15 protein-coding genes are annotated in these 18847 nt (G+C 74.1%); all 15 read right to left on the bottom strand.

Annotation, left to right across the window (positions count from 1 at the left end):
* Positions 1-13: 13 nt before the first annotated feature.
* The 15 genes from FKM96_RS11865 to FKM96_RS11795 all read right to left on the bottom strand — a co-directional run bounded on the left by FKM96_RS11865 (position 14) and on the right by FKM96_RS11795 (position 18846).
* Positions 14-1363 (bottom strand): RDD family protein, encoded by a 1350-nt coding sequence (locus FKM96_RS11865; protein WP_147795404.1) that lies wholly within the window; start codon positions 1361-1363, stop codon positions 14-16.
* 28 nt (positions 1364-1391) lie between these two features.
* Entirely contained in the window at positions 1392-2399 is a 1008-nt protein-coding gene (locus FKM96_RS11860) for a polyprenyl synthetase family protein (RefSeq protein WP_147795403.1), read from the bottom strand.
* Between the two features lie 104 nt (positions 2400-2503).
* Positions 2504-4252, bottom strand: a complete 1749-nt coding sequence (gene nuoN, locus FKM96_RS11855) for an NADH-quinone oxidoreductase subunit NuoN (RefSeq protein WP_147795402.1) — start codon at positions 4250-4252, stop codon at positions 2504-2506.
* Positions 4249-5868, bottom strand: a complete 1620-nt coding sequence (locus FKM96_RS11850; RefSeq protein ID WP_147795401.1) for an NADH-quinone oxidoreductase subunit M — start codon at positions 5866-5868, stop codon at positions 4249-4251. Before FKM96_RS11850 ends, nuoN begins: the two co-directional genes overlap by 4 nt.
* A 10-nt stretch (positions 5869-5878) precedes the next feature.
* Positions 5879-7789 (bottom strand): NADH-quinone oxidoreductase subunit L, encoded by a 1911-nt coding sequence (gene nuoL / locus FKM96_RS11845; protein ID WP_147795400.1) that lies wholly within the window; start codon positions 7787-7789, stop codon positions 5879-5881.
* Between the two features lie 13 nt (positions 7790-7802).
* Positions 7803-8102: an NADH-quinone oxidoreductase subunit NuoK gene (nuoK, locus tag FKM96_RS11840; RefSeq protein WP_147795399.1), complete on the bottom strand. Its 300-nt coding sequence runs from the start codon at positions 8100-8102 to the stop codon at positions 7803-7805.
* On the bottom strand, positions 8099-9016 hold the full coding sequence (locus FKM96_RS11835) for an NADH-quinone oxidoreductase subunit J (protein ID WP_147795398.1): 918 nt from the start codon (positions 9014-9016) through the stop codon (positions 8099-8101). Before FKM96_RS11835 ends, nuoK begins: the two co-directional genes overlap by 4 nt.
* Positions 9013-9765, bottom strand: a complete 753-nt coding sequence (gene nuoI / locus FKM96_RS11830) for an NADH-quinone oxidoreductase subunit NuoI (protein WP_147795397.1) — start codon at positions 9763-9765, stop codon at positions 9013-9015. Before nuoI ends, FKM96_RS11835 begins: the two co-directional genes overlap by 4 nt.
* Positions 9758-11170, bottom strand: a complete 1413-nt coding sequence (nuoH, locus tag FKM96_RS11825) for an NADH-quinone oxidoreductase subunit NuoH (RefSeq protein ID WP_371300419.1) — start codon at positions 11168-11170, stop codon at positions 9758-9760. The genes nuoI and nuoH overlap by 8 nt, the downstream gene beginning before the upstream one ends.
* Positions 11167-13836: an NADH-quinone oxidoreductase subunit G gene (locus tag FKM96_RS11820; protein ID WP_147795396.1), complete on the bottom strand. Its 2670-nt coding sequence runs from the start codon at positions 13834-13836 to the stop codon at positions 11167-11169. The genes nuoH and FKM96_RS11820 overlap by 4 nt, the downstream gene beginning before the upstream one ends.
* Positions 13836-15176 carry an NADH-quinone oxidoreductase subunit NuoF gene (gene nuoF / locus FKM96_RS11815; RefSeq protein WP_147795395.1) on the bottom strand — a complete coding sequence of 447 codons (1341 nt, stop codon included), beginning with the start codon at positions 15174-15176 and terminating at the stop codon, positions 13836-13838. The genes FKM96_RS11820 and nuoF overlap by 1 nt, the downstream gene beginning before the upstream one ends.
* Positions 15176-16099, bottom strand: coding sequence for an NADH-quinone oxidoreductase subunit NuoE (nuoE, locus tag FKM96_RS11810; RefSeq protein ID WP_147795394.1), 924 nt, complete (start codon positions 16097-16099; stop codon positions 15176-15178). Before nuoE ends, nuoF begins: the two co-directional genes overlap by 1 nt.
* On the bottom strand, positions 16099-17448 hold the full coding sequence (locus FKM96_RS11805) for an NADH-quinone oxidoreductase subunit D (RefSeq protein ID WP_147795393.1): 1350 nt from the start codon (positions 17446-17448) through the stop codon (positions 16099-16101). The genes nuoE and FKM96_RS11805 overlap by 1 nt, the downstream gene beginning before the upstream one ends.
* Positions 17449-17500: 52 nt before the next feature.
* Entirely contained in the window at positions 17501-18298 is a 798-nt protein-coding gene (locus FKM96_RS11800) for an NADH-quinone oxidoreductase subunit C (RefSeq protein WP_147795392.1), read from the bottom strand.
* The gene (locus tag FKM96_RS11795) at positions 18295-18846 is read right to left on the bottom strand and encodes an NADH-quinone oxidoreductase subunit B family protein (protein ID WP_147795391.1); all 552 of its coding nucleotides are present in this window, start codon (positions 18844-18846) and stop codon (positions 18295-18297) included. The genes FKM96_RS11800 and FKM96_RS11795 overlap by 4 nt, the downstream gene beginning before the upstream one ends.
* Between the last annotated feature and the right edge of the window lies 1 nt (position 18847).

The following is an 18847-nucleotide window of genomic DNA, read 5'->3' as shown; positions in this document are numbered from 1 at the left end:
GGCAGAGGTGGCGTCAGTCGCCGGGGGCGGGCGTCGGCGGCGCGGCGACGGAGGGCGCGGGGGCGGCAGGGGTCGGCGCCGCGTGCCGCGGAGGGCGAGCGCCGCCGTCCGCGACGGGCGTCGGGGGTGGGTCGAGCGCGACACCCGGGGCCGGAACCGTGGTCGCCGGGTCGGGCAGGGCCGGCGTCGAGGCGGCTGCGAGCGGTGCCGGACCCTCCGACGCGGCGGCGGGCGCCGACGGGGCGGCTGAAGCAGCGGGGTCGACCGGCGCGGAAGCGACGGGCGCGGCGAGGTCCTCGCGCACGGCGGGCGCCGGCTCGGGGCGGACGTGCACCTCCGGCACCGGGGTCGGTACGACCGGGGCAGCAGCGACCGGCGCGGGCACCGGCTCGCGCGGAGCGTCTGACGCCTCGCGGTCGGTGGGCGCGTCCGGCGACCGGGTGGGGACGTCCGCGTCGGCCGGAGCGGCGTCCGGAGTGGGCACGTCCACGTCGGCCGGAGCGGCGTGCGGGGTCGGCGCGGCGGACGCGGGCGGGCCCGAGGTCGGGGTGATGCGCGGCGCGGCCGCGGCAGGCGCGGCGACCTCGCCGGACGACGGGGCCGCCGCCGGGCGCGGCGGGCCGGACGTGGGGCCCGACGGTCGGGCGGCGGGCGCAGGCGCGGCGGTCGTGGGGGTCGCCGCGGGCGCGGGGTCCTCGCGGCGGGGCGCTCGGGCGCGCAGCACGAGGGTGCCCGCGGCCTTGTCGTGCCAGCCGCGCTGCTCCGGGCCCTCGTCCCAGGCACCCGAGCCCGCGACGACGTACACCCCGACGCCGCCGAGCAGGACACCGAGCGCCTGGACGACGCTCCGGACCAGCACCGCCCACAGGCCGGGCGCGCGGCCCGTCCGGGCGGACACGGTGCGGGTGCCGAGCAGCGCGCCGCCGACGGTGCGACCCCCGAACGCCTCGGCGAACCACTGTCCCGCGGCGAGCAGCAGCAAGAGCAGGCCGGGCACCAGCAGCGCGCCGACCGAGCCGTCGGAGTGCAGCGCGGGCAGCACGGCGAGCAGACCCGCGCTGCCGACGAGCACGGCCAGCGCCTGGTCGACCAGCAGCGCCACGAGCCGGCGCCACACGGGCGCGACGGCGTCGTCGACGTCGGCGCCCAGCGTCCAGCCCGGCGCGGCCGCCGCCCCGGCCCCGGCCCCGGACGCGTGCCCTGGCCCCAGCCCCGTCCCGGGCCCCGGCGCAGCCGCCGCCGGCACCCGCGTCCCACACGTGCCGCAGAACGCCGCGCCCGGCTCCAGCCGCGCGCCGCACACGGCGCAGACCTGCGCCCCGGCGCCGCCCCCGGCCACGCCCGCCACGTCCGGCGTGCTCATCCCGCTCCCCCCCGAAGCCGTCAGCGGGTCAGGACGCCCGGTCGACCAGCGCGTCCGCGAACGACACGAACGAGTCCTTCACGGGCCCGTCCGGCAGCGGCGCGAGCAGGTCGACGGCCTCGGTCACGAGCGCGGCGGCCCGCTCCCGGGTCTCGCGGACCACGTCGTGCGCGCGGAGGTCGGCGAGCACCTGGGCGAGCACGGCGTCGTCGGACAGGTCGCCGTCGAGGCGGGCGACGAGCTCGGCGTCGGCGGGGTCGGCGCCGGTGGCGGCGCGCTCCCGGAGCAGCAGCACCGGCATGGTCGGCACCTGCTCGCGCAGGTCGGTCCCGGGGGTCTTGCCGGAGACGTCGCCCGCGGAGGTGAGGTCCAGGACGTCGTCGGCGAGCTGGAAGGCCACGCCGATCCGCTCGCCGAACGCGGCGACGGTCTCGACGGCCTCCGGGGACGCGCCGCCGTACATGGCGCCGAGCCGCGCGGAGGTGGCGATGAGGGACGCGGTCTTGTCGGCGAGGACGTGCAGGTAGTGCTGCACGGCGTCGTCGTCCGCGCCGGGGCCGGTGGACTCGTGCAGCTGGCCGAGGCACAGCCGCTCGAAGGTGCCGGCCTGGATGATGACGGCCTCCGGGCCGAGGTGCGCGACGGTGCTGGAGGCGCGCGCGAACAGCAGGTCCCCGACGAGGATCGCGACGTTGTTGCCCCAGACCTCGTGCGCGGCGGGGGCGCCGCGGCGCAGCGGCGCGGAGTCCATGACGTCGTCGTGGTAGAGCGACGCGAGGTGCGTGAGCTCGACGACGACGGCCGCGTCCAGGACGTCGTCGGAGCCCGCGGTGCCGCCGAGCTCGGCGGACAGCAGCGTCAGCAGCGGGCGCAGGCGCTTGCCGCCGGCGTTCGCCAGGTGGTGCGCGGCGTCGTCGACGAGCGGGTCCGCGTACGCGACGGCGGCGCGCAGACGCTCCTCGACGACGTCGAGGCGTCCCGCGATGCGCTCGGCGAGCACGGGGTCGGCGAGCGGCAGGGCGGTCGGGGAAGTCACGGGTCGAACCTATCTGGCCGCACGGGCCGGGGCAGAACCGACGCGGCCGTGCGCCCGGCCACGCGAGTGGTCGGGCGCACGGCCGCGTGCGGACGGGAGAGCGGTCAGGGCAGGAGCTGGGCGACGCCCGCGACGGCGTCCAGGACCGGGCCGGGCAGCACGCCGAGCAGCACGGTGAGCACGGCGCAGGCGCCGATGGCGACGACGGCGAACCCCTGCGACGCGACGACCACGGCGCCCGGGCGGGCCTCGTCGTCGGCGTCGTCGCGCGGGCCGCCGTGCGGGCTGGTGAAGAACATCAGGACGATGATCCGCACGTAGAAGAACGCGGCGGCCGCGGAGGCCACGACGCCGACCACCGCGAGCGGCCACGCGCCACCCTCGACGGCCGCGGAGAACACCGCGAACTTCCCGGTGAACCCGGCCGTCAGCGGGATGCCCGCGAACGACAGCAGGAACAGCGCGAACGTGGTCGCGAGCACCGGGTTGGTCCGGCCGAGGCCGGCCCACTGGGACAGGTGGGTGGCCTCGCCGAGGATCGGGCCCTCGGCCTCGACCGGCGGCTCCTCGCCGTCGGCGGCGACGGCCGCGACCTCGGTGTCGGTACCTGCCCCCGTGCCGACGACGTCCGCCGTCGACCCGGCGGACGCGGCCGACGCCAGCGCCGGCACCCGGGCCGTCGCGCCGGCACCCGACCGCACCGCCCCGCGCTCCCGCACGAGCGACACGATCCCGAACGCCCCCACCGTCGCCGCGCCGTACGCGAGCAGGTAGAACAGCACGGCCGTGATCCCGGACTGCACCAGGGCGACCACGCCGGTGAGCACGAAGCCCGCGTGCGCGATCGACGAGTACGCGAGCACCCGCTTGACGTCGGTCTGCACCAGAGCGACGACCGTGCCGACCGCCATGGTGGCGATCGCGACGGTCCACATCACCGGCTCCAGGTCCCAGCGCAGGTCGGGCACCACCGTGTAGAACACCCGGACCAGCGCGCCGAACGCGGCGACCTTGGTGCAGGCGGCCATGAACCCGGTGATCGGGGTGGGCGCGCCCTGGTACACGTCGGGGGTCCAGGAGTGGAACGGCACGGCGCCGACCTTGAACAGCAGCCCCGCGAGCACGAGCAGCGACCCGGCGAGCAGCAGCCCGTCCATGCCGGAGACGGTCCGCACGGCGTCGGCGATCTCGGCGTACCGGAGCGACCCGGAGAACCCGTAGAGCAGCGCGATGCCGAACAGCAGCAGCGCGGACGCGAACGAGCCCAGCAGGAAGTACTTCATGGACGCCTCCTGGCTGAGCAGGCGGCGCCGCCGGGACAGCCCGGACAGCAGGTAGAGCGGCAGCGACAGCACCTCGAGCGCCACGAACAGCGTCAGCAGGTCGCCCGTCGCCGGGAAGATCAGCATGCCGCCGGTGGCGAACAGCACGAGCGGGTACACCTCGGTCTGCTCGAGACCCGCGGCGCGCGCCGCCTCCTCGTAGCCGGAGCCGGGCACCGCGGCGCCCTGCGGGGCGAACGCGTCCTCGCCGGTGGCGGTGCGGTCGGCGATCACGAGCACGGCGAGCAGCGCCAGCACGGCGGTGGTGGCCCACAGGACCAGGGTCGGGCCGTCGACCAGCAGCGACCCGCCGAGCACGTCGGTTCCGCCCGTGTCGGCGACGCCGTTCCAGAGCGCGGCGACCGCGACGACGGCGCCGGCAAGCGCGACCAGGGTCAGCGTCAGCTGGACGACCCGGCGCACGCGCCGCGGCACGAGGGCCTCGGCCAGCACGCCGACCACGGCGGCGCCGAGGACGATGAGCACCGGCGTGAGCTGGGCCCACGCGATGTCGGGCACGGTGAAGCTCACTGCTCGCTCCCCTCGGAGTCGCCGTCGACGGCGATCGGCATCTCGACCGCGGGCGGCTCGCCGCCCACGTGCTCGATGGTCTGCGCGGCGGGCTCGTCGACCAGGCGCAGCGCGGGCGCCGGGTAGAAGCCGAGCACCAGCATGATCGCGATGAGCGGGCCGACGACCCACCGCTCGCGGCCGCCGATGTCCCGGGTGCCGGCGAGGTCGCCGCGCACCGGGCCCGTGAAGACGCGCTGGTAGGTCCACAGGACGTAGATGGCGGCGAGCACGACGCCGAGCGCCGCGACCACCGCCGCGCCGCGGTTGGTGCCGAACGAGCCGACCAGGACCAGGAACTCGGACACGAAGGTCGACAGGCCGGGCAGCGACAGCGCGGACAAGCCGGTCACCAGGAACACGCCGGCGAGCACCGGGGTGACCTTCTGCAGGCCGCCGAAGTCCTCGATCCGGGCGGAGCCGCGGCGCGCCGCGAGGAACCCGACCAGCAGGAACAGCGCCCCGGTCGAGAGCCCGTGGTTGACCATGTAGAACGACGAGCCGGCGACGGAGGTCGACGTGAAGGCGAAGATGCCGAGCACGATGAACCCGAAGTGCGACACCGAGGTGTACGCCACCAGCCGGAACAGGTCCTGCTGGCCGATCGCGAGCAGCGCCCCGTAGAGGATCGAGACGACGGCCAGCGCGATGATCACCGGCGCCGCCCAGCGGGACGCCGCCGGGAACAGCGGCAGGCAGAGCGTGAGCATCCCGAAGGTGCCGACCTTGTCGAGCACGCCGACCAGCAGCGTGGAGGTGCCGGCGGGCGCCTGCTCGGCGGCGTCGGGCAGCCAGGTGTGCACCGGGAACATCGGGGCCTTGATCGCGAACGCGAGGAAGAACGCGAGGAACAGCCAGCGCTCGGTCCCCACGGGCAGGTCGAGGCCGGTCAGGTTGTCGGTCAGGAAGCCCTGCGGCCCGCCGGGGCCCTGCAGGTAGAGCGCGATGACGCCCGCCAGCATGATGAGCCCGCCCGCGAGCGAGAACAGCAGGAACTTCACGGCCGCGTACCGCCGCCGGGGCCCGCCGAACGCGCCGATCATGAAGTAGACCGGGATCAGCATCGCCTCGAACAGCACGTAGAACAGGAACACGTCCCGGGCGGCGAACACCGCGACCATGAACGCGGTCAGCACCAGGACGAGCGCCAGGTAGTGCCGCAGCCGCTCGGTGGGCAGCGCGCCGGAGCCCTGCTCCCGCCAGGCGGCGAGGATCACGACCGGCACGAGCACGACCGAGAGCAGCACCAGCGCGAGGCCGACGCCGTCGACGCCGACCGCGTACGAGACGCCGAGCTGCGAGATCCAGGCGTGGGTCTCGCTCAGCTGGTGCACCCGGGCGGCACCGGTGTCGAACGCCAGCAGCGCGCCGACGCCGAGGGCGACCTCGACGAGCGCGACGCCGAGGGCGATCTGGCGGGTGTACCGCCGCGGCCCGGCGGCGATCACCTCGGCGTCGGCCGACCCCGCGGCGCGCGAGCCCCGCGGCAGCAGCCACAGGACGAGCGCGCCGACGAGCGGCCACACGATGAGGAGGGTCAGCCACGGCACGTCCGTGGTGGCGACGGTGGACGACATCGACTTCCCCTCAGATCCGAGGTGCCAGGACGACGACGGCCAGCACGACGAGGCCGAGCAGCATCGTGGCGGCGTACTGGCGGGCGTAACCCGTCTGCAGCCTGCGCACGAGCTCCCCGATCCCGACCGTGAGGCGGCCGAGCCCGGTGAACGTCCCGTCGACGGCGGTGCGGTCGCCGTAGACGAGCGAGCGGGTCAGGTGGCGGCCGGGCTCGACCAGCACGGCGTCGTTGACGGCGTCCTGGTAGAGGTCGACCCGGGCCGCGCGGGTGAGCGGCGACCCCTCCGGCGCCGTCTCCGGCACCGGCAGCGAGGCGTACTGCCGCCAGGCGAGCACGAGGCCCACCGCGACGGCCAGCAGCGTGACGACCTGGATCACCAGGACCGGCAGCACGGGCTCGTGGTGCTCGACGTGCCCGGTCACCGGCTCCAGCCAGGTGGTGAACCCGCCTGCCTGGAGCACGAAGCCGAGGCCGACCGAGCCGATCGCGAGCACGACCATCGGGATGGTCATCAGCGCGGGCGACTCGTGCGGGTGCGGCTCGTGCCCCTCGGCGTCCTTGGTCCAGCGCTTCTTCCCGTGGAAGGTCATGAAGAACAGCCGCGACATGTAGAACGCGGTGATCCCGGCGCCGATCAGCGCGACCGCGCCGAACAGCCAGGCCCGCCACTCGCCGGCACCCTCGGGCACGACGAACGCGGACTCGATGATCTTGTCCTTCGACCAGAAGCCGGAGAACGGCGGGACGCCGAGGATCGCCAGCCAGCCGAGGCCGAACGTCACCCAGGTGATGACCATGTACTTGCGCAGCGCCCCGAACCGGCGCATGTCGGTCTGGTCGTCCATCCCGTGCATCACCGACCCGGCGCCGAGGAACATGCCGGCCTTGAAGAAGCCGTGGGTGACGAGGTGGAAGATCGCGAACGCGTACCCGACCGGGCCGAGGCCGGCGGCGAGCACCATGTAGCCGATCTGGGACATCGTCGACGCGGCGAGCGCCTTCTTGATGTCGTCCTTGGCGCAACCGACGATCGCCCCGAACACCAGGGTGATCGCGCCGACGATCGTGACGACGAGCTGCGCGGTGGGCGCGCCCTCGAACACCGGCGCGGACCGGACGATCAGGTAGACGCCGGCCGTGACCATGGTCGCCGCGTGGATGAGCGCGGACACCGGGGTCGGGCCGGCCATGGCGTCGCCGAGCCAGGACTGCAGCGGGAACTGCGCCGACTTGCCGCACGCGGCGAGCAGCAGCATGAGGCCCGTCGCCGTGAGCGTGGCGGTGGAGGCGAGCCCGCCGTCGATGCCCGCGGAGACCGACGCGAAGTCCACCGAGCCGAACGTCGCGAACATGAGCATGAGCGCGACCAGCAGACCGATGTCGCCGATGCGGTTGGCGACGAAGGCCTTCTTGGCGGCGACCGCGTACGGGGTGTGGTGGTTCCAGAACCCGATGAGCAGGTACGACGCCAGGCCGACGCCCTCCCAGCCGACGAACAGCAGCAGGTAGGAGTCCGCGAGGACCAGGATCAGCATCGCCGCGATGAACAGGTTCAGGTAGGCGAAGAACCGGCGGCGCGCGGCGTCGTGCGCCATGTACGCGACCGAGTACAGGTGGATCAGCGAGCCGACGAACGTCACCAGCAGGACGAAGGTGAGCGACAGCGGGTCGACCAGCAGCCCGGCCGACAGGTCGAACCGCCCCGCGGAGATCCAGTCGAACAGGTGCACGTCGATCGAGCGGTCGTCCGCGGGCCGGCCGAGCAGCTCGACCAGCAGCAGCGCGCCGACGACGAACGCCGCGGTCGACGCCAGCAGGCCGAGCCAGTGGCCCCAGCGGTCGGAGCGCCGCCCGAGCAGCAGCAGCACCGCCGCGCTCGCCAGCGGCACCGCCACCAGCAGCGGGGCGAGGGAGTTCACGTCCACAGTCCCCTCAGCTCTTCAGCAGGTTGATGTCGTCGACCGAGGCCGACTTCCGGGTGCGGAAGATCGACACGATGATCGCCAGCCCGACGACCACCTCCGCGGCGGCCACGACCATGACGAAGAAGGCCATGACCTGGCCGGTCAGGTCGCCGTGCAGCCGGGAGAACGTCACCAGCGCGAGGTTGGTCGCGTTGAGCATGAGCTCGACGCCCATGAACACGATGATCGCGTTGCGGCGCAGCAGCACCGTCGCGGCGCCGATCGAGAACAGGATCCCGGAGAGCACCAGGTAGTTCGTGAGGGTCACCGCTCGGTCTCCGTCCGGGTCGAGCCGCCGCCGAGGTCGATGTCGGCCGTCGGGCCGGTCGTGGTCCCCGGCGGTGCCGCGGCGGGCCGCGGGTCGTCCTCGACCGTGCCGAGCGCCGCGTCCACCTCCCCGTCCGTGACGGCCGTGCCGCGCTCCGCGAGCACCGCGGTGACCGCGCGCCGGTAGGTGTCCGCGCGGTACTCGGCCGTGCCGGCCTCCTGGCCGCGGATCCGCAGCACGCGGGGCACGGAGTCCTCGATCGGGTTCCCGTCGGGGTCCAGCGCGGGGACGTCCATCGCGTTGTGCCGCGCGTACACGCCGGGGGCGGGCAGCGGGGTGAGCCGGGCGCCGGCGGCCACGCGGGCCGCGGCGCGCTCGGGCTGCTTGACCAGCGGCTTGAGGCGCTGCCGGTGGGTCAGGACCAGGGCCCCGAGCGCCGCGGTCACCAGCAGGGCGCCGACGACCTCGAGGCCGAACACGTGCTGCCCGAAGATGATCCGCGCGACGCCGGTCGGGTTGCCGGGCGCGTTCGCCTCGGCGAGGCCGACGGCGTCGGGGTAGGTGGCCCGGCCCACGACGCCGACCAGCACCACGCCCAGGCCGAGCGCGCCGAGCCAGCCGACCCAGCGCTGGCCCTTCAGCGTCTCGACCAGCGAGTCGGACGCGTCGACGCCGACCAGCATGAGCACGAACAGGAAGAGCATCATCACGGCGCCGGTGTAGACGACCACCTGGACGACGCCGAGGAACGGCGCCTCCTGGGCGACGTACAGGAACGCGAGCGAGATCATCACGGTGATGACGCACAGCGCGGCGTGCACCGCCTTGCGGGCGAACAGCAGCCCGGAGGCGGCGAGCACCATGATCGGGGCCAGGACCCAGAACAGGACCGTCTCGGCGGTCGACGGCGTCATCGGGGCTCCCGCCCCACGGGCGCGGGCGCCTCGGCCGACGCGGTCGCGGGCGCCGACCCGGCACGGCGGCGCGCGGCCTCCAGCGTCGGGTCGTCCGGGCGCTGCTCGGCGACCCAGTCCACCTGCGCCGGCGTCGGGCCGGTGACCTCGCCGCGGTAGTACTCGGTGTCGGTCGTGCCCTCGACCATCGGGTGCGGGGCGGCGAGCATGCCCTCGGCCAGCGGCGCGAGCAGGTCCTGCTTCTCGTAGATCAGGCCCTCGCGGGTCGGGCCCGCCAGCTCGAAGTCGTTGGTCATGGTCAGCGCGCGCGTCGGGCAGGCCTCGATGCACAGGCCGCAGAAGATGCAGCGCAGGTAGTTGATCTGGTAGACGCTGCCGAACCGCTCCCCAGGCGACATCTGCTTCTCGGGGGTGTTGTCCGACGCCTCGACGTAGATCGCGTCCGCGGGGCACGCCCACGCGCACAGCTCGCAGCCGATGCACTTCTCCAGCCCGTCCGGGTACCGGTTGAGCTGGTGCCGGCCGTGGAACCGCGGCTTCACGGGCGCCGTCTCGAACGGGTACTGCTCGGTGACGGTCCGGCTGAAGAAGTTCTTGATCGTCACGCCGAACCCGGCGGCGGGCGCGAGCGCGTCGGCGACCGGGCTCCGCTTCGGGATCAGCGACTCGTACGGGCGGACCTGGGCGGGCCGGGCGACCTCGCCACCGCCGCCCTTCCGCTCGACGGACTTGTCCGGCGTGTCAGCCACGCGGCACCTCCTGGGTGGGGGACTCGGGGGCGTCGCCGTCCGCGCCCTGGCCGCCCGACGCGGGCCCGCCGACGAGGGCGGGCGACGCGGGCGGCTGGGCCTCGCGGCGCGCGGCGCGCGGCGACGGCGGCAGGCTCTGGCCGGGCAGCGGCGGGACGGGGAAGCCGCCGGCGAAGGCGTCGAACGGCTCGTCCGACGGCGCCGGCTCCGGAGCGGCCTTCTTCTCCGGGATGAGGAAGGACAGCGCGACGATCACGAGGATCGCGCCGCCGAGCCAGGGCAGCATCGCCATGACGTCCGCGCCGCCGAACTGGCGGACGCCCTGGACGACCGCGACGCAGACCAGCCAGACCAGCGCGGCCGGGATCAGCACCTTCCAGCCGAACTTCATGAACTGGTCGTACCGGAACCGCAGCAGCGTGCCGCGGATCCACACGAACAGGAACATGAACAGCCAGACCTTGGCGACGAACCACAGCAGCGGCCACCAGCCCGTGTTGAGCACGCCGTCACCGATCCAGGACAGCGGCCACGGGGCGCGCCAGCCGCCGAAGAACAGCGTGGTCGCCACGGCCGAGACGTTGAGCATGTTGATGTACTCGGCCAGGAAGAACCAGGCGAACTTCATCGACGAGTACTCGGTGGTGTAGCCGCCGACCAGCTCGCCCTCGGCCTCGGGGAGGTCGAACGGCAGCCGGTTGGTCTCGCCGACCATCGAGATGACGTAGATGACGAACGCCGGCGCGAGCGGGATCAGCCACCAGATGGTCGTCTGCGAGGCGACGATCTCCGAGGTCGACATCGACCCGGCCAGGATGAACACGCTGACCAGGGACAGGCCCATCGCGAGCTCGTACGAGATGACCTGCGCGGTGGACCGCACGGCGCCGAGCAGCGGGTAGGTCGAGTTGGACGACCAGCCGCCGAGGACGATGCCGTACACGCCGACCGAGGCGCAGGCCAGGATGTACAGCACCGCGACCGGGAAGTCGGTGAGCTGCAGCGGGGTGAGCACGCCGAAGATCGACACCTCGGGGCCGAACGGGATGACCGCCATCGTCAGCAGCGAGCAGAACACCGCGATGAACGGCGCCACCAGGTAGACCAGCTTGTCGGCCGCCTTGACGGTGACGTCCTCCTTGAGCAGGAGCTTCATCGCGTCGGCGAGCGACTGGAACAGGCCGAAGGGGCCGTGCACGTTGGGGCCCGGGCGCAGCTGCATCCGGCCGACGACGCGGCGCTCGAACCAGATGGCGATGAGCACGCTGAGCAGCAGGAACACCAGGATGCCGACGGCCTTGAGCAGCCAGACCCAGAACACGTCCTGGCTGAAGTCGGCCGCGCCCCCGTCCGCCGCGGCGGCGGGGAGCACGGTGGGCAGCACGGCCGCGAGGGTCGCGGTCACGCGGTCACCTCCTCGTCGGTGGCGGTGCCGTCCGCGGGTGCGTCGGCGGCGGGCCCGACCCGGACCAGGTCGCCCGGCACCGCGCGCAGCGCGTCCCGGACCTGGCTGCCCGCCGAGGCGGTGGGCAGCCAGACGACGTGGTCGGCCATGTCGGTGACGACGGCCGGCAGCGTGATCGACCCGGCGTCGGTGGCGACGGTCAGCAGCGCGCCGTCCAGCACCCCGGCGGCCGCGGCCGTCGCGGGCGACAGCCGGACGACGGGGCGCTTGGCGGTGCCGGCCAGGAACGGCTCGCCGTCCTGCAGCCGGCCGGCGTCGAGCAGCTGGTGCCAGGACGCCAGGACCGCGTGGCCCGCGGCGACGGCCGGCGGCTCGGCGGCGGCGACGTCCGGGGCGGCGACGCGGGCGCCGTCCCACTCGCCGGTCAGCGGGTCGGCGTCGGCGTGCACCTCGGTGACGGTGCGCAGGCCGAGGGTCACCCCGAGCTCGTCGGCCAGCGCGTCGAGGACGCGGTGGTCCGGCATCGCGGTCGAGGTGAGCGCCTGCGGGAACGGCCGCACCCGGCCCTCCCAGGACACGTACGTGCCGGGGCGCTCCACGGGCGGGGCGACCGGCAGCACGACGTCGGCGAGCGCGGTGACCTCGGAGGCCCGGACCTCGAGCGAGACGACGAAGCCGGCGGCGGCCAGCGCCGCGCGGGCGGCGGCCGGGTCGGGCAGGTCGCGCACGTCCACGCCGCCGACCAGCAGGCCGCCGAGGGTCCCGTCCGCGGCGGCCGCGAGGATCGCGGCGGTGTCGCGGCCGGGCTCGGTCGGCAGGTGCTCGACGTCCCAGGCGGCGGCCACGTCCACGCGCGCCGCGGCGTCGGCGACCGGGCGGCCGCCGGGCAGCAGGGTCGGCAGCGCACCGGCCTCGACGCCGCCCCGCTCGCCGGCGCGGCGCGGGATCCACGCGACGCGGGCGCCGGTGCGGTCGGCCAGCCGGAGCACGGCGGACAGGGCGCCGGGCACCGCGGCGAGGCGCTCGCCCACCAGGACCAGCGCGCCCTCGGCGCCGAGCGCGGCCCCGAGGTCGGCGAGGTCGCCGGTGCCGACGGCGTCCAGCACCTCGGGCTCGGTGCCCGGGGCGGCGCGCAGCAGCGTGCCGTCCAGGCGCTCCAGCCCGCGGCTGGCCAGCGGCGCCACCGCGTGCACCTTCGTGCGGCCCGCGACCACGCCCTTGCGCAGCCGCAGGAACACGATCCCGGCCTCCTCCTCGGCCTCCAGGCCGGCGAGCAGGACGGTCGGCGCGGCCTCCAGGTCGCGGAACGTGACGCCCAGGCCGGTGCCGGCGACCGCGTGGCCGAGGAACGCGAGCTCCTCGTCCGAGTGCGGCCGGGCGCGCAGGTCGACGTCGTTGGTGCCGAGCACCACGCGGGCGAACTTGCCGTAGGCGTAGGCGTCCTCGACGGTCAGCCGGCCGCCGGGGAGCACCCCGACGCCGCCCGCGGCGCGTGCCTGCTCCAGCCCGTGCGCCGCGACCTCCAGGGCCTCGGCCCAGGACGCGGGGTGCAGCTCGCCGCGGCCGCCGTCCTCCGCGCGGTCCCGCACCAGGGGCGTGGTGATCCGGTCGGCCTCGGACTGCCAGGTGAAGGCGAACCGGTCCTTGTCGGTGATCCACTCCTCGTTGACCTCGGGGTCCTCCCCCGCGAGCCGGCGCAGCACGACGCCGCGGCGGTGGTCGACGCGGATCGCCGCGCCGGACGAGTCGTGCTCGGCCACGCCGGGGGTCGACACCAGGTCGAACGGGCGGGCGCGGAACCGGTAGGCCGCGCCGGTCAGCGCGCCGACCGGGCAGATCTGCACGGTGTTGCCGGAGAAGTAGGACGCGAACGGGGATCCAGATCGGTCGTCGTCCACTGTGGGCGCAGACGGACCCACCGGGATGTCGGCGCCGAGGAAGACCCGGTCGTCGAACGCGAGCGTGCCGTCGGCCGCCCCGTCCTCGCCGTCGACCCCCGCGCCGGCGAAGCCCAGCACGTCGGCGTCGAACCGGCCGATCTGCTGCATCGCGCCGCGCTTCTGCAGGTCGATGAACGGGTCGCCGGCGATCTCCCGGGAGAACCGGGTGCACCGCTGGCAGAGGATGCACCGCTCGCGGTCGAGCAGGATCTCGGTCGAGACGGCGATCGGCTTGGGGAACGTCCGCTTGATGTCGACGAACCGGGTCTGGCTGCGGCCGTTCGACATCGCCTGGTTCTGCAGGGGGCACTCGCCGCCCTTGTCGCAGACCGGGCAGTCCAGCGGGTGGTTGATGAGCAGCAGCTCCATGACGCCGTGCTGCGCCTTGTCCGCCTCGGCGGAGGTGCGCTGGGTGCGGACGTCCATGCCGGGCGTCGCGGTGAGCGTGCAGGAGGCCTGCGGCTTCGGCATCTTCGCGACCTTGCCGTCGCGGCCGGGGGCCCAGACCTCCACGAGGCACTGGCGGCAGGCGCCGGCCGGGGCCAGCAGCGGGTGGTCGCAGAACCGGGGGATCTGGATGCCGAGCTGCTCGGCGGCGCGGATGACCAGGGTGCCCTTCGGCACGGTGGTCTCGATGCCGTCGATCGTGAACGTGACCCCGTCGGGCTTCGGCTCGGGCGGCGGCGTCGCGCCCGACCCGGCGGGCTTCGATGCGGTGACGGTCATCAGTGGGCTCCCGCGAGCTGGCCGCTGCGGCGCGGCGTGTAGGGGAAGAGCGAGGCGCGCTCCGGCGGGAACAGCACGTCGGCGGGCGTGTGGGTGCCCGCCTCGAACTCCTCCCGGAAGTACTGGATCGCCGAGGTGATCGGGCTGGTCGCGCCGTCGCCCAGGGCGCAGAACGCCTTGCCGAGGATGTTGTCGCACAGGTCGAGCAGCAGGTCGATGTCGCCCGACGTGCCCTGGCCGGCCTCCAGGCGGCCGAGCACCTGCGCGAGCCAGAACGTGCCCTCGCGGCACGGGGTGCACTTGCCGCAGGACTCGTGCTTGTAGAACTGCGTCCACCGGGACACGGCCTTGACCACCGACACCGAGTCGTCGAACACCTGCAGCGCGCGGGTGCCGAGCATCGAGCCGGCGGCGCCGACCTCCTCGTAGGTGAGCGGGACGTCGAGGTGCTCGGCGGTGAAGATCGGCGTCGACGAGCCGCCCGGTGTCCAGAACTTCAGCTCGTGGCCCTCGCGGACCCCGCCGGCCATCGCCAGCAGCTCGCGCATGGTGATGCCGAGCGGCGCCTCGTACTGGCCCGGGTTCCTCACGTGCCCGGACAGCGAGAACAGGCCGTGGCCGGGCGACCGGTCGGTGCCCATGGTGCGGAACCAGTCGGAGCCGCCGACCACGATGCCGGGCACCGAGGCGATCGACTCGACGTTGTTCACGACGGTCGGCCGGGCGTAGAGGCCGGCGACCGCGGGGAACGGCGGCTTGAGGCGCGGCTGGCCGCGGCGGCCCTCGAGCGAGTCGAGCAGCGCGGTCTCCTCGCCGCAGATGTACGCGCCGGCGCCGGCGTGCACGGTGACGTCCAGGTCGTAGCCGCTGCCCAGGATGTTCTTCCCGAGGTAGCCCTTCGCGTACGCCTGCTCGACCGCGTGCAGCAGCCGGCGGTAGACGTGCACGACCTCGCCGCGCAGGTAGATGAACGCGTGGTGGCAGCCGATCGCGTAGGACGTGATGGCCACGCCCTCGACCAGCAGCTGCGGGTCCGCCAGCATCAGCGGGATGTCCTTGCAGGTGCCCGGCTCGGACTCGTCGGCGTTGACCACCAGGTAGCGCGGGCCGCCGTCCGGCGCGGGCAGGAAGCCCCACTTCATGCCGGTCGGGAAGCCTGCGCCGCCGCGGCCGCGCAGGCCGGAGTCCTTGACGGTGGTCACGACGTCGCCGGCGTCCATCGTCAGGGCCTTGCGCAGCCCGCGGTAGCCGCCGCGGGCCTCGTACGTGCCGAGGTCCCACGGGCGGTCGGCGTCCCACCGGTCGCTCAGGACCGGGGTCAGGGTCGTCGCGTCGGCCATCACGACTCCTTCTCGCTGTCGGCGGGCTTGCTCGTGTCGTCGGCGCGGTGCTCGGCCTTCTCCTGGTCGGCGGTCCGCTCGGGGGCGCCGGCCGCGGGGCGGTCGACGGAGGACTGCTCGCCGCCGGGCTGCGGCGCGGAGGCCGCGGGTGCGGCGGTGCCGGCGGCGGGCGCCGCGGGGGCCGCGTCCTCGGCCTGCGCGGCGTCGCGCTCGCCGGCGTCGACCGACGGGGCGGTCCAGCCGTTCTCCCGCGCGAGCCGCAGCCCGCGGAGGGTCGGCCCGCCGGCCGCCACGCCCTCGTCCGCGAGGCCGTCGTCGAACCCGGCCAGCACGCGGGACACCTGCTTGAAGGTCTGCACCCGGGCCGGGCCGCGGGTCGGGGCCACCGGCTCCCCCGCGATGAGCCTCCCGACCACCTCGGCGGCCGAGTCCGGCGTCTGGTTGTCGAAGAACTCCCAGTTGATCATCATCACCGGCGCGTAGTCGCAGGCGGCGTTGCACTCGATCCGCTCGAGCGTGATCCTGCCGTCGCCCGTCGTCTCGTCGTGGCCGATGCCGAGCCGGTCGGTGAGGTCCTCCCAGATCGCGTCGCCGCCCATGATGGCGCAGAGCGTGTTGGTGCAGACGCCCACCGTGTACTCGCCGTTCGGGCGGCGCTTGTACTGGGTGTAGAACGTCGCGACCGCGGACACCTGGGCCGTCGACAGGTCGAGCGTCGCCGCGCAGAACGCGATGCCCGCCGGGCTCACGTAGCCGTCCTCGGACTGCACCAGGTGCAGCAGCGGCAGCAGGGCCGAGCGCGGGTCGGGGTACCGGGCGACGACCTGCGCCGCGTCGGCGGCGAGCCGCTCCCGGGTCGCGTCGTCGTAGGCCGCGCGCGGGCGCCCCGAGCCGGGGATCCGCGGGTGGTCGATGGCGGTCATCAGCGGTCCACCCCTCCGAGCACCGGGTCGATGGAGGCGACGGAGCAGACGACGTCCGCCACCTGCCCGCCCTCGCAGAGCACCGAGACGGCCTGCAGGTTGTTGAACGACGGGTCGCGGAAGTGCGCCCGGTACGGCTTGGTGCCCCCGTCGGAGACGAGGTGCACGCCGAGCTCGCCGCGGGGGTGCTCGACGGTCTGCCACGCCTGGCCGGCGGGGACCCGGAAGCCCTCCGTCACCAGCTTGAAGTGGTGGATCAGGGCCTCCATCGAGGTGCCCATGATCTCCCGGATGTGGTCGAGCGAGTTGCCCATGCCGTCGCTGCCGATGGCGAGCTGGGCGGGCCAGGCGATCTTCTTGTCCTCGACCATCACGGGCGTGCCGGCCGAGGCCTGCAGCCGCTCGACCACCTGCTCGACGATCCGCATCGACTGGTAGCACTCCTCGATCCGCAGGACCATCCGGTCCCAGCAGTCCGAGCCCTCCGAGACCGGGACGTCGAAGTCGTAGGTCTCGTAGCCGCAGTACGGGGCGGCCTTGCGGACGTCGTACGGCAGGCCGGTGGACCGGAGCATCGGGCCGGTGATGCCGAGCGCCATGCAGCCGGCGAGGTTGAGCACGCCCACGTTCTGCAGCCGCCCCTTGAGGATCGGCTGGCCGAGCATGAGGTCCTCGAGCTGCGTGAGGTAGCGCCGCACGCCGACCAGCGCCTCGCGCACGGAGTCGAGCCCGCCCGGCGGGATGTCCTGCGCGACGCCGCCGGGGCGGATGTACGCGTGGTTCATCCGCAGGCCGGTGACCATCTCGAAGATCCGCAGGATCTCCTCGCGGGCGGTGAACCCGATGGTCATGATCGTGGTGGCGCCGAGCTCGTTGCCGCCGGTCGCCAGGCACACCAGGTGCGAGGAGATCCGGTTGAGCTCCATCATCAGCACCCGGATCTCGCTGGCGCGGACCGGGATGTCGTCGGTGATGCCGAGCAGCTTCTCCACCGCGAGGCAGTAGGCGGCCTCCTGGAACAGCGGGGCGACGTAGTCCATGCGGGTGCAGAACGTCACGCCCTGGGTCCAGGTGCGGTACTCCATGTTCTTCTCGATGCCGGTGTGCAGGTAGCCGATGCCCGCGCGGGCCTCGGTCACCGTCTCGCCGTCGATCTCGAGCATGAGGCGGAGCACGCCGTGCGTGGACGGGTGCTGGGGGCCCATGTTGACGACGATGCGCTGCTCGCCGAGCCGGGCCGCCTCCTCCGCGATGTCGGACCAGTCGCCGCCGGTCGCCTCGAAGGTGCGCAGGCCGACGGTCTCGTCGTCGACGAGGTGGCCGGTCGCCCTGGGGGTCGTCGTGCTCATCTCGGGGCCCCCGCGAGATCGGGAGCGCAGCGAGCGATGTCGTGGGGTGAGTTCACGAGTAGGTCCTCCGCTGGTCGGCCGGCGGGATGGTGGCGCCCTTGTACTCCACCGGGATCCCGCCGAGCGGGTAGTCCTTGCGCTGCGGGTGGCCGGGCCAGTCGTCCGGCATCTCGATCCGCGCCAGGTCGGTGCGACCGGTGAAGACGATGCCGAAGAAGTCCCAGGTCTCGCGCTCGTGCCAGTCGTTGGCCGGGTAGACCCCGACCGTGCTGGGGATGGTCGGGTCGCCCTCGGGTGCGGCGACCTCGAGCCGGAGCCGGCGCCCGTGCGTCACGGACACCAGGTGGTAGACGGCGTGCAGCTCGCGGCCGGTGTCGTGCGGGTAGTGCACGCCGCTGACGCCGAGCGACAGCTCGAACCGGAGGTCCTGGTCGTCGCGCAGGTGCCGCGCGACCTCGACCACGTGCTCCCGGGCGATGTTCAGCGTGAGCTCGCCGCGGTCGACGACCACCGACTCCAGCGCGGCGGCCGCGCCGGTGCCGGAGCCGTCCAGCAGCTCGGTCAGCACGTCCACGACCTCGTCGAACCAGCCGCCGTACGGCCGCTCGCTCGGGCCGGGCAGCGCCACGGTCTGCACCAGGCCGCCGAACCCGGAGGTGTCGCCGGAGCCGTGCACGCCGAACATGCCGTGCCGGGTCTGGACGACCTCGAGCGGCAGCGACCGGTCGGCCGGGACGTTCTGCGCGCCGGCCTCCAGGGCCGCCTCGCTGGTCGTCTGCGCCCCGGCGTCCGCGGAGGCGGCGTCCCCGGCCTTGGCGGCCGCGGCGGCGTCCTGCTTCTCGTCGCTCATCGCAGCAGCCCCGTCATGTGGGAGGTGGGCTCGGCGCGCAGCGCGGCGGCCTCGACCTCGCGGGCGATGTCGGCCCGGTTCTTGCCGAGGGGCTCGGCCTTGATCTGCTCGTGCAGCTCGAGGATCGCGTTGATCAGCATCTCCGGCCGCGGCGGGCAGCCCGGCAGGTAGATGTCGACCGGCACGACGTGGTCGACGCCCTGGACGATCGCGTAGTTGTTGAACATGCCGCCGCTGCTGGCGCACACGCCCATCGACAGCACCCACTTGGGCTCGGCCATCTGGTCGTAGACCTGCCGCACCACGGGCGCCATCTTCTGGCTGACCCGCCCGGCCACGATCATGAGGTCGGACTGGCGCGGCGAGGCGCGGAACACCTCCATGCCGAACCGGGAGATGTCGAACCGGGACCCGCCCGTCGCCATCATCTCGATCGCGCAGCACGCGAGGCCGAAGGTCACCGGCCAGAGCGAGGCCTTCCGGACCAGGCCGGCGAGCGTCTCGACCGACGTCAGCAGGAAGCCGCTGGGAGCCTCTTCGATACCCATC

This window comes from Cellulomonas sp. Y8 (assembly GCF_008033115.1).
Lineage (GTDB): Bacteria > Actinomycetota > Actinomycetes > Actinomycetales > Cellulomonadaceae > Cellulomonas.
This window is presented reverse-complemented; position numbering and strand designations above follow the sequence as displayed.